Origin of the sequence: Thalassotalea sp. G20_0 (genome assembly GCF_017744175.1) — a bacterium.
Classification (GTDB): Bacteria; Pseudomonadota; Gammaproteobacteria; order Pseudomonadales; family Endozoicomonadaceae; genus Endozoicomonas.
Map to the genome: position 1 here is coordinate 47,311 of NZ_JAGHQV010000016.1, position 11,480 is coordinate 58,790.

An 11,480-nucleotide genomic window follows, 5' to 3' on the forward strand; every position below is an offset into this window, starting at 1 on the left:
TAATCCTGTATTTGCTTATGGGCCAGTATTTTTTGAACCACAAAGCTCACCAAGTTCACAAAGGAAAGAAATAAGAAAAGCTTTTCTCCGTGTTCTTCGTGTCCTTTGTGGTTCCAAATCTTTTACCCATCATCAGGCGGCGATGCCCTGGCCCATAACCAGTGCGAATACGAAAGCAAATACCGCAAAGCCTTCTACGATCGCTGCAGGTGCAATCGAAAGACCAAATACTTCCGGCTTGTTCTTGGAAGCATTGATGGCCGCAGCAACCGCCTGTCCCTGGTAGACGGCAGAGTACATCAGGGCAACACCGGTCAGCAGACCAATACCAAACAGACCAGGAGCGCTGGTCAGAGTGACGCCGATGCCACTCAGGGTAAACATGATGACAATGCCGTAGATAACCTGGGAAGATGGCATGGCCGAGAGACCGACGAACTTACCGTAGCCGCTCTCCACATCCAGCATCGCACCACAGGCAGACTGTCCGGCGACAGAACAGCCGATTGCAGAACCCACTGCACCCAGAGCAACCGGTGCGAAAACACCTACCCAACCCAGTGCGATAATCAGTGCATCCATTGTTAATCCTCTTTACTAAAAGTTGTTTGCTGGTTAAAGGTCGTTCTTTGGTTAAAGACTTTAAATGGGTAGCCTTCGTCAGACAGTCCCCAGTTGACAAATTCAATGACGTTAAGACGCATGCCGTGAACCACACCGCTCATGATGCACAGGGCAAAATTCAGCAGGTGACCCAGCAGCAGAATGATTCCCGCAAACAGCACTCCGGTGACGGGGCTGGAATTAAGAACGTCCATGGCCAGAGAGTTAAACGTCATGGCCAGGGATGCACCGGACAGGCCGAGGGCAAACAGGCGCATGTAACTGAGTACATCACCAAAAGCACTGGTAATGTTGTAGACGGCTTTCAGGCCATCCAGCATTCTCAGAATAAGGTCCTTGAAGGATGTCACTTCGCGGCTGCTGGAGAACAGGAATACCAGCAGGGCACCGGCAATCATCAGCCCCGGGCCAATGGTGGATTGAAACGCCGCTGGCAGCGTACCGGTCATCCCCAGCCACAGTGTCAGACCACCACCCATCAACCCCGCCCAGCCCAATGGTGCCAGGGCATAACTTGAGCCACGATTGACAATCGCCGTCATGACGTTGGCAACGATCAGGTGCGCAACACCGATCACCACCGACAATTTCATCATGGCGTTGTAATCGTTGAGGTCGATAAAGGCCAGACGGCCAAATAAGCTGCCACTGTCCGGTGCCGCACCGAAGTAACTGCCGATAAAGACACCCCAGACAATACCCACACCGGACATAAAGTACGCCAGATTCATCAGACGACGACCGGTTTCACTCTGCCGGAGCTTGCCCCTGAACAGGAAAACGATCAGTCCGAAAATCAGACAGTACATGGCATCACTCATGATCATCGCGAAGAACAGCGAGAATGAGTAAAACACCACATTGCCCGGGTCCCAGGCGCGGTAGTTGGGTGTCTGGAAGAAGCCAAGGGCATCCGCACCACCACCGGTTCCAGCCGGTTTGTCCAGTAACGTCGGAGGATTGTCGTCTGCCGTCGGGTCCTCGAATATTGCCGCAACACCGTGGGCAGCCGTGAAGGCTTCAACATTGGCCTGTTCAGCCACCGGTACCCAGCCCTGCACCAGGAAGAAGCTGTCTTCATCCATTGTGCCACTGGTGGCCTGCTGCAGATCGGCGCTGTCCAGACGGGCGGCAAGCACCTGATCCAGAAGGTAGTGCCAGCGTGTCAGCGCTTCTCGCTCAGCCAGCAGATCTTCGATGGCATCCTCTGCTTCATCGAGCATCTCTTCCAGGCGGGAAAGGGGAATCTTACCCACATGAGAACGATGCACAGGAAGCAGAAAGTCCTCGGGCTCCTTGTCAGAAAGAACGATGACGTAACTGTCTTTCTGGCTCTGATGGATCAGCTCCCAGGGCAGCTCGCACTGTTTAAGGGAGTCCCTGAGCGTCGGCAGTTCACCATTGGGCAGAACATAGAACCAGAACCGTTGACCATTCAGGTCAGACAGGGCAGGAAAAGTAAACTCGCCCCAGGGACGCACTTCCCGAATCCGTTCCTGGAGCTTGTCGCGAATATCGGACTGCTCACGGAATTTGGACTTGTTGTCCAAAATCTTATGAACGATGTCGTCTACTCGGGCAGCATCCTTATGTTCACGAAAATTGCGAATCTGCCTTCTCTGTTTTGGGCTGCGCTCCAGCCACGCTTTCGCTTCACTGGCTTCCGCCGGCTGCACCTGAACCTCAACCGGTTTATCGGTTAATGGAATCAGATGCAGACAGCCCAGGGATTGCAGCTCTTTCAGGATGCCGCTCTTCTCCTGGCTCGGCCCGTAAAGGGTGATCTTTTTCAGTCGTTTAATAGCCATAATCAATGCTTTCGCAGGTTATACCACCCGGATATCAGCCCACCTGCGAATGACCTCCTTTGGCTTCCTGGGCCAGAACCTTGCCCTTGGAGAGCTTGGCGTTCATGACGCTGGCCCGGTCCTGGTCAGACATATAGATCTGGATTTTCTGTATGTTCTTTCTGGTCTGGGGAATCAGCACCTTGGAGAACAGGTTGACCCGCTGGGAGGTGGTACGTGTCGCCTTGTCCAGCTCCCTGTGGCGCAGCTGACGAACCTGGAGTTCTATTCTCAGGCGAATCATCTGCTGCAGGAGCTCAACCAGGTAATCAACCCAGTGGGGTTTGGCCAGATCACTGTAGGGTGTCAGCGCAATTTCAATGTGCTCGACCAGAGGAACCGACGTACCGACAATATTTTCCTGGGTCAGGCGCACATCCGTCACCTTCACCAGGTTATCCACCGGAACATCCTGTCTTGCCAGCATCGGCAGCTGCTGTCTGACCAGCTCCTCCACCTCCGCCAGATGTTCCCGCGTCTGTGCCAGCGCCTCTTCGGCCTTTTTACGTTCCATCATCAGCTGCTGACGCTTGAGTTCAAGGGCCGGCAGATAACGGTTGTACGTCTTTAAACTGCGCTTCTCTTTGTTTAATGAACTTTTGTTGAGAGCTACCTTGGCCATGATAATTACGCCTCAGCTGCAGCTTCAGAAGCTTCCTCAGCTCTCTGTGAATCACTTTCTGATGAAAGCTGCTCCGGGTTGGGCCAGTATTTTTCCAGCAGACTCTGTTTCATCAGGGTCTCTTCCGGTCCAAAGCATTCAGCCATGGTCTGCCAGCACTTATCCAGCGCTTCTTCCAGGGACATGGCAGCGTCCAGAGACATAAAGCGTCTTTTGAACAGCTTGCCGAACTTGATGGTTTTCAAGTCATAGCTGGACAGTTCAAAGGCCATGGCCTGTTTCTGGGCGGCATTCACCGAGTCCGAGTAGAAACGAATCATGGTGTTCATGATGGCGGGATGGTCTTCGCGGGTTTCTTTACCCTGAACCATCTGCTTCAAGCGGGACAGAGAACCAAATGGATCCAGGTGCCCTTCGTGCAGGTAGAACTGACCTTCGGTGATATAACCGGTGTTGTCCGGAACCGGGTGGGTCACGTCATTGCCCGGCATGGTGGTCACCGCCAGAATGGTGACAGAACCGGCGCCTTTGTAGTCACAGGCTTTTTCATAGCGACGCGCCAGCTGGGAGTACAGATCCCCCATATAACCACGGTTGGCAGGGATCTTGTCCATGGCCACACCAATCTCTTTCATGGCGTCGGCGTAAGAGGTCATGTCGGTCAGCAGAACCAGCACCTTTTTGGACTCTTCGACGGCGAAGTGTTCTGCCACCGCCAGCGCCATATCCGGCGTCAGCAGACGTTCAACCGTCGGGTCAGACGCCAGGTTGGTGAACATAACGGTACGGGCAGAGACACCGGCCTCTTCAAAGGTGGTGCGGAAGAAGTGGTAATCATCGAAGATCAGACCCATGCCGCCAAACACTACGACATCCGCCTCTGCCTGAATGGCGATACGGGCCAGGAAGCGGTTGTAGGGTTCACCGGCGACGGAGAAGATAGGAATTTTCTGGGACTCAACCAGGGTGTTGAAGACATCGATCATGGGCACATTGGTACGCACCATGCGGGAAGCCAGTACACGACGAACCGGGTTTACCGAAGGCCCGTCGATCTCCACCCTGGGATCCTGTTCCAGAGCAGGGCCGCCATCAATGGGCTCACCGGCACCGTTGAAGATTCGCCCAAGAATATTGGGGGAGTAGGTGGTCTTCATGGGCTGGCCCAGGAAGCAGACTGACGCACCGGTGGAGAGGCCCTTGGTACCGGCAAAAACCTGGAGAGAAACCTCTTCATGGTCAATCTTGATGATCTGCGCCATGGAGTAAGTCTGTCCATCCTGCTCAATCAACGCCAGATCACCATAGTTGGCCTGGGCATTACCCTCAGCCAGGTTAGGAACGTGGACGCGAATGAGGTCACCAACGATGCTGAGAATATTGGTGTATCGCAATAGGCTCTGGGGCATTACTGCTCCTCTATACTGCTGGGAAAAAAGAGAATGGACATAGGCCCAGGAGATCATCAGTCATGCAGGTAACGCTGAGTAAGTGTGATACGCCTCATTGCACACAACATAAGCCAATTGTCGTATGTTTAAGCTAATAAGCCCAAACACTGATCTGTACTGCTGGCTCTATCCAAGCCTCCTGTAAAACAACTTTTTCGTCTCATTAACACAGCCACCTCAATACTTTCACAGGGAAAGCACAGAGGAACCATTTCGGGTAACGAATGGAAAACGCCAGATTAAACATCTAATAGAGTAGACAATTCCACGGGTTTCGCAGAGTTCTACCTGAGTAGCAGGTCAGACTTATTGCTTCGTGCAATTTTCTCCAAGAGCCTGTCCAAGAATAGCGCCCGTCCAGGCGACCCCGTAGCGAGGATGGCAGAAAATTGAGGATAAAAATTTCGTTTTGTGAGGTGAATAGCGGGGCTATTTGCCGAACAAAACGTAACTTTTAGACCAATTTGCTGCCACCGCAATAGGGCAGTCTATTCTCGGACAGGCTCCCAGGGGCTAACGACGGTTACCCAATGTTTCCACCATCACAGCCTTGATGGTATGCATCCGGTTTTCTGCCTGATCAAAGACAATGGAAGCGTCAGACTCGAACACATCCTCAGTGACTTCCAGGCCGTTCATACCAAATTTGTCAGCGACTTCTTTTCCAATCACCGTGTCATCGTTGTGAAAGGCTGGCAGGCAGTGCAAGAAACGGACATTGGCATTGCCTGTTTTCTGCATCACTGTCTGATTCACCTGATAGGGTTTCATCAGCTTAACCCTTTCATCCCAGGCTTCCATCGGCTCACCCATGGAAACCCAGACATCGGTGTAGAGGAAATCACAACCCGCCACCGCTTCATCCACCGACTCACTGATGGTGATTTTGGCACCGGTTTCCCGGGCAATTTCCCGACATTGCTCGATAAGCGCAGGGTCAGGGAAGAATTCTGCCGGGGCAGCAATTCTGAAATCCACCCCCATTTTCGCAGAGCCCACCATCAGCGAATTAGCCACGTTGTTGCGTCCATCACCGAGATAACAGAGTTTCATCTCACTCAGTGAACGACCATTGCCGTGTTCCTGCATGGTCAGAAAATCCGCCAGCACCTGGGTAGGGTGCCAGTCATCGGTCAGACCGTTCCATACCGGCACCCCTGAATAAGCCGCCAGATCTTCAACGTGCTGCTGCAGGTGGCCACGAAATTCAATGCCGTCGTACATACGCCCCAGTACCCGGGCAGTATCTTTCACCGTTTCTTTGGCCCCCATCTGCGAGCCACCACCGATATAGGTGACATTGGCACCCTGATCAAAACAGGCCACCTCAAAGGCACATCGGGTTCGGGTCGAGGCCTTTTCAAAAATCAGGGCAATATTTCGCCCGGTTAAATGCTGCTCCTCAGTACCGGATCGCTTTGCTGCTTTCAGCTGTGCGGCACGCTCCAGCAAGTGGCTGATCTCCATTGGAGAGAAGTCCAGTAGCTTGAGAAAATGACGGTTCTGCAAATTCTTCTCGATATCAACAGTCACAACAGTCATATACAGTTTCCTGTGTCAGGTCATTTCTTATTCTTTCTTACACTTTTCGTGTCAGGCCAGCGGTCCTTACGTAGACAGTAACGATACCATTACTGCTTGCGGTCAGGATTCAGGGAGTAACATCATCCCCAGACCGGTTATTGCTGTCCAGCTCCAAATCGAACTTCATTCGGGCATAGACTAGCGCCGGACGATACGGAAGACATTACGTAAAAATACGTTTCCAGACTTTATCCCGATTATTGGGCTTCTTATTTACTGCAACTTTACCTATGAAAACAGCTTCCCTGACAAATGCATGCCTACCGGAGGCTATTCAGAGGGATTTTCCGGGGTTTGAGTTGGGACAAAAGAGGTAATATGTGCCTTATGAACTTGGTAGCCGCTCATGAACACCTTACAAAAGTCACAAATATCAGCAATGCTGGACGAGCACTGGGTGGAAACCGACCTGTCTTTCATATTCACCAGGTACAGTCTGTCGGTATCACAGACCAGCATCAGAATCTTTTGCGGATCAACAGATAAACCTGACTCGAAATCCATCAGAATGTAGTCCGTTTGGTTAGTGGCCCGTGCTTCATACATCTCTGTCAGGGCATTAACTACCTGATGCTGCAAGCGGCTCATTTGTACACCTAACTCAGCCTCGCTCATGGGCAGACCCGGCATCTGACCAACTCTGGTCCTCAAAAAGAGAATTTTCTCTTGCTCCTGGCAATAACCAAGCTCGGACATTCGGGCAATCACATGCTTGACGGTCAGTTGAGAATTCCGCAGACCGCCCTCAATCATGTTACTCAGCAGGACAACCTTTTCAGCATCCTCTTTACGGATGCGCTGCAGACCAAGACTCCGGGCAGCAGCAAGAAGAATCCCCCGGTCATTTTTTGACGGTATCCCTTCTCCGAAATCCCTCGGAGGGTACTGCTGAACAAACGCCTTGACATCGATGCTATCCAGACCTTCGGCATCAGACTCCCCATCCAGGGTCGGACGAACAAAGATAGCCTGGGTTGCACCATTGGTCAGCATAAGGAACTGGAGGTATTTCACCAACTGGGTACCACTGGCAAAACTCCCGAAACCCAGCCGCCCAAGGAAACGGCTCGATAACTGCTCACTGAAGGTAAATAGAAATATCAGGCCAGGCTTTGTCGATTCAGTCGGTTCAGGCTGATGACGAAAGATTCGCACCACTGGCGAAACCGGTTCCGGGTAACCCGTTACCGGATTCTGTCGCAGGCAGGCGAAGGTAACAAAAAACGGGTGATCCGGCTCCAGCTGATCGAGATGTTGCTGCATAGCAGTAAAGAACACATGGGCACCTTCGGGCTTGTCAATATCCATCTGCCTGCCGCAAAGATAGCCTTCTTTCTGACATATTTTCTGCCATTTCGGTACCACCCCGCGAGCCATCATCTCCCTCAGAAACTTATAATCACTGCCACTTGCGCTTGCCAGAGCGAGCAGCTCTTCTGGCGTAAATATTTGTGCCAGGAGCCGCTCAAATCCCATGGTCATACGAACCACATCGATCTCCTGTGAGGGACGAACGATGCTTTGCCGGGAAGCTGTCGGCAGGAGAGGATAAGGAGCCTCTGATGAAGTCAGCTCCTGAGGGCCCAACGGGGAACGGTATATTTGAGAATGTGCACTTTCACCGCCACCCTCCGCCCCAACAACAGGCTGATTTTCGGTCACTGATAGCCCGGACACCCCTGAAACGGCAGCAATTGAGCCAGCCTGTTCACTGGCAGGGCCACTATCGGAGGCACGATTCGGTTCACGGCCACCCTGAGCCAGTACTGGTTCAAAAAAGGACCAATCGTACTTCTTTACTTCTTCGCCAAAATCAACATTCCTGACAAATTCAACGGGCATTATTATATTGCAGGTTGAACACGGAGTGATCTCTCTGGTCATCACAACAGTACAGCCATAGTGGTAGTTGTGTCCGCAACAACGGGAAGCCATAAAGGGAGGACGCTCGATATACTCTGTACAAAACCGACAAAACCGACGATCGATAATCTCCTCAGTTAACGGTTGTAACTCTCTGGCCTGACTGCCGACACCAGAGCCCTGGGCCGGAGTATTTGGTAACAGGGCTCGGCCTGGATCCACAAAGGCTCTCCTCAGTAAATGTTATTAAGTCAAATCCAACCCAACGGCGTAATTCTGTCCTCAATCACTTCCCCGTCAACTGCATTTACCACCATCTTATGTCTTATATGATTGTCATCCAGAAAAATGATTTCCCTGACATTCATATTGTTTTTGACACTGCTTCGGGTTCTCAGCACAACCATCCCACGGTACTTTTTCCGTGCATTTTTGATAATCTGCTCAAGGGATATCTGCTTGCCATCCGGTTTCAGGTCATACGTTACGTCTGTGATCACCCTGCCGGTATAAGCGTCCATCGTTAACTGACGACGCTTTACCTTAAACTGTTTATCAGCCAACTCTATAACATAGACCATATTGCCACCCTGCCTCTCCAGCCAGGTTCGAATTCTATTTGCTCCAGGGTACTTCCTTTCCACCTTTGACAAGATCTCTTCCATTGGCATGGGTACCTGCATAGGGGCATGATCTATCTGCTTGCCACTGAAAGCACCATAAACAACGCGCTCCAACTGGTTATTGGCATCAATAAAGTCGATGACAAACACCTTCTGCTGCTCCTCTTCCTGCAACCGGGCTGAGTATACGACTACGTCAGAAGCCTTATTCCCGAATGTATGTCGGGTTCTGGCTATCAGCTGGTCAAGGGGCACCATGGATCTCAACTTACCAGGCTGTTCAAGGTACGCAGGTGTTGCAGGCACAGTACTGCCCGCAGCAAAAACCGCAGATATAGACAAAGCTGCGCCCGCCAATACGCCGAACACCATCTGCACAGGGAAACTGAACACATTCATCGAGTCTCACCTCTTTTCAGACAACTGTAGAATTGTTTTGCCATAACGCAAGCAGCAATACCTGACGGGAAAACGGCAGGTTACAGGTTAAAGAAGGAGTAGAAGCTTTTTAATTTTTGTCCTGCTGCCTGAAAAGATATCGGCTGAAAACGTATCGGGGTTCCGGGCATTGCCTGTGCCAGCCTGTTCAAATCCAACTGGGCAACACAGCCGAACTTGGGGTAGCCACCCAGTGTCTGGTGGTCGCGCATCAGAATAATTGGCTGACCATTTTCAGGTATCTGAACAGCCCCCAGGGCGATGCCTTCAGAAATCACGCCGCCGAATGGAGGCGTAATTTTAGCCCCTGCCAATCGATACCCCATACGGTCGCTATTGGGAGAAAGCGTAAATTGGGTCTGATAGAGACTTTTCCGGCTCTGTGCAGAAAAAGCCCGGGCCTGATACGACTCCATCAGATTAAGGCTCAGTGGCCCGGCATATTCCGGGATATACCGGGCAGGCACCATGCGGTTTATGCCGGGTTTAAATACCTCTTTGGAAACGGTCTTGAGAGAATCCCCCTGCCTTATGAGGCAACCACTGTCTTCCTTCGTAACTCTGGCCCCTAACCCACCGATACCATCCCTTACCACGGTCGCCACACTGCCGAAGACTGTGGGTGCAGCAAAGCCGCCGGGAATGGCCAGATAGGCTCTCAGCCCTTTTTTGGGAAACTGAAATGATAACGTATCGCCTTTATCCAGATGCAGGGTCCGCCACCCTTCAACAGGCTGACCATTGACTCTGGCTCCCAGGTCAGCCCCTGTTAACGCCAGCGTGACGGCTTGATGCGCTAAAAATGTTGCCTGTCCACCGGTTATCTCCAGCTGAGAACAAAACATACGGTTTCCCAGAAGATAATTTGCCCAGCAATAAGCATGTAAATCCATGGGGCCACCCTGGGCCAGGCCCTGATAACCCACTCCCGTTCGACCAGTATCCTGAAGCTGCGTCATCATCCCCGGGTCCAGGACTTCCAGTGCGACCACAAAGTACCTCCAAGCGCAAAAAACTCATCCCGTGATATAGGCTGGAATTGCACAGACAAACCCACAGAGAAAGGTGACATGGGCGCTTTATCAAAATCAATCAGAGAAACCGGACAATTCCCAATAATCTGCCAACCGCCCGGGGAATCAGATGGATAGACGGCGGTTTGCTGGTCAGCAATCCCGACACTGCCTGCTGGCAGCATTTTTCGGGGCTCAGACTTTCTTGGCGTGGCAATAGCGGAGTCAACTGATCCAAGGAAAGCAAAACCAGGGCTGAAGCCGATAGCACAAACGACATAAGTCGACTGACTGTGAATCTGGATAACATCTGCCACTGTGCGGTTATGAAACTGTGCAACCTCCGGTAAATCCGGCCCCGTCTCCAGGCTGTAATAAACAGGCAGGGTGATTATCTTACTGACCTTCCGGGCACGATCATTTTTATCATCAGACAGGAAAAAAGCATCAACCAGCCCCTGCAGCCGGCTTTTTAACGCAATAAAATCCGTTTTCAGCGGGTGGTACTGAATATAGATGGTCGTATAAGAAGGGATAACTTCAATAAGCTCTGACGAACAGCTATTTCTGATATGGTCAGCCAGACTGCCTGTTTTTACCGCCAGCCGAGTATCAATATGATCACCCAGCTGTATGATCAACGCTGTTTCTGACACAGGCTGGATATCCATCATGACGCAGCGTCTGCCGACTTTACAATCTGATGAATCTGCTGGATCAGCGCTGTGGCGTCAGGATTATCGCCATGAACACACAGACTATCAGCATTCAGCTTCAGCCGCTTTCCGCTGAGGGTGCTCACTTCCCCCGAGAGCAGGCTTCTCACCTGCTGAAGAATCGTGGCTGAATCCCGGTGAACAGCCCCTGGCAAGGTTCTTGACACCAGCAAACCATGATCGTCATAAGCCCTGTCTGCATAGGCTTCATAAATCAGTGGCACTGAATACCTGTCAGCTGTCTTTTTTTGCAACGCATTATTGCGCAGAGCCTGAATCATAAGCGCTGGTTTGATATCCATGTTTGCTGCGGCCATCACAATGGCTTCAAACACATCAGGGTTATTCATCATCCCATGATAAAGGGCACCATGGGGTTTAATGTACTTTACCCGGGTGCCATGCTGCTGACAGATAGCATCCAGTGCGCCCACCTGGTAAGCCACAAGGGCGGTGATGCTTTCAGGACTGTGGGGAATGGGACGCCGACCAAACCCGGCCTTGTCCTGATATCCGGGGTGAGCACCAACCGTGACACCGCAGTCTACCGCCTGTTGCACGGTGTCACTCATGGTATCGGGGTCAGAAGCGTGAAAGCCACAGGCAATATTGGCCATATCAATCCATGGCATCACCGCCTGATCATTGCCCATTTGCCAGGGGCCAAAACTCTCCCCCATATCACAATTCAGCTGCACG

At 51.7% G+C, this 11,480-nt stretch carries 10 protein-coding genes; all 10 read right to left on the reverse strand.

Annotated features, from left to right (window positions below; translation table 11 throughout):
* Positions 1–132: 132 nt before the first annotated feature.
* The 10 genes from J7438_RS11555 to J7438_RS11600 all read right to left on the reverse strand — a co-directional run bounded on the left by J7438_RS11555 (position 133) and on the right by J7438_RS11600 (position 11,479).
* Positions 133–582 carry an ATP synthase subunit C gene (locus J7438_RS11555; RefSeq protein WP_209276661.1) on the reverse strand — a complete coding sequence of 150 codons (450 nt, stop codon included), beginning with the start codon at positions 580–582 and terminating at the stop codon, positions 133–135.
* Between the two features lie 2 nt (positions 583–584).
* On the reverse strand, positions 585–2,432 hold the full coding sequence (locus tag J7438_RS11560; protein WP_209200522.1) for a V-type ATP synthase subunit I: 1,848 nt from the start codon (positions 2,430–2,432) through the stop codon (positions 585–587).
* 34 nt (positions 2,433–2,466) lie between these two features.
* Entirely contained in the window at positions 2,467–3,093 is a 627-nt protein-coding gene (locus tag J7438_RS11565; RefSeq protein ID WP_209276662.1) for a V-type ATP synthase subunit D, read from the reverse strand.
* A 5-nt stretch (positions 3,094–3,098) separates the two neighbouring features.
* A complete protein-coding gene (locus J7438_RS11570; protein WP_209200520.1) occupies positions 3,099–4,502 on the reverse strand; it encodes a V-type ATP synthase subunit B in 1,404 nt (467 codons plus the stop codon).
* Between the two features lie 555 nt (positions 4,503–5,057).
* The gene (gene argF, locus J7438_RS11575; RefSeq protein WP_286196539.1) at positions 5,058–6,086 is read right to left on the reverse strand and encodes an ornithine carbamoyltransferase; all 1,029 of its coding nucleotides are present in this window, start codon (positions 6,084–6,086) and stop codon (positions 5,058–5,060) included.
* A gap of 312 nt (positions 6,087–6,398) precedes the next feature.
* On the reverse strand, positions 6,399–8,213 hold the full coding sequence (locus J7438_RS11580; protein ID WP_209276663.1) for an RING finger protein: 1,815 nt from the start codon (positions 8,211–8,213) through the stop codon (positions 6,399–6,401).
* A gap of 29 nt (positions 8,214–8,242) precedes the next feature.
* Entirely contained in the window at positions 8,243–9,013 is a 771-nt protein-coding gene (locus tag J7438_RS11585; RefSeq protein WP_209276664.1) for a PepSY domain-containing protein, read from the reverse strand.
* 80 nt (positions 9,014–9,093) lie between these two features.
* On the reverse strand, positions 9,094–10,014 hold the full coding sequence (locus tag J7438_RS11590; RefSeq protein WP_209276665.1) for a 5-oxoprolinase subunit C family protein: 921 nt from the start codon (positions 10,012–10,014) through the stop codon (positions 9,094–9,096).
* On the reverse strand, positions 10,011–10,739 hold the full coding sequence (gene pxpB / locus J7438_RS11595; protein WP_209276666.1) for a 5-oxoprolinase subunit PxpB: 729 nt from the start codon (positions 10,737–10,739) through the stop codon (positions 10,011–10,013). The genes J7438_RS11590 and pxpB overlap by 4 nt, the downstream gene beginning before the upstream one ends.
* Positions 10,736–11,479, reverse strand: a complete 744-nt coding sequence (locus J7438_RS11600) for a 5-oxoprolinase subunit PxpA (RefSeq protein ID WP_209276667.1) — start codon at positions 11,477–11,479, stop codon at positions 10,736–10,738. The genes pxpB and J7438_RS11600 overlap by 4 nt, the downstream gene beginning before the upstream one ends.
* Position 11,480: the final 1 nt, after the last annotated feature.

What these genes read in the sequence shown, in the direction of transcription:
- J7438_RS11555 (WP_209276661.1), bottom strand. Translation starts at nt 582, where the DNA reads ATGGATGCACTGATTATCGCACTGGGTTGGGTAGGTGTTTTCGCACCG.
- J7438_RS11560 (WP_209200522.1), bottom strand. Translation starts at nt 2,432, where the DNA reads ATGGCTATTAAACGACTGAAAAAGATCACCCTTTACGGGCCGAGCCAG.
- J7438_RS11565 (WP_209276662.1), bottom strand. Translation starts at nt 3,093, where the DNA reads ATGGCCAAGGTAGCTCTCAACAAAAGTTCATTAAACAAAGAGAAGCGC.
- J7438_RS11570 (WP_209200520.1), bottom strand. Translation starts at nt 4,502, where the DNA reads ATGCCCCAGAGCCTATTGCGATACACCAATATTCTCAGCATCGTTGGT.
- argF (WP_286196539.1), bottom strand. Translation starts at nt 6,086, where the DNA reads ATGACTGTTGTGACTGTTGATATCGAGAAGAATTTGCAGAACCGTCAT.
- J7438_RS11585 (WP_209276664.1), bottom strand. Translation starts at nt 9,013, where the DNA reads ATGAATGTGTTCAGTTTCCCTGTGCAGATGGTGTTCGGCGTATTGGCG.
- J7438_RS11590 (WP_209276665.1), bottom strand. Translation starts at nt 10,014, where the DNA reads ATGATGACGCAGCTTCAGGATACTGGTCGAACGGGAGTGGGTTATCAG.
- pxpB (WP_209276666.1), bottom strand. Translation starts at nt 10,739, where the DNA reads ATGATGGATATCCAGCCTGTGTCAGAAACAGCGTTGATCATACAGCTG.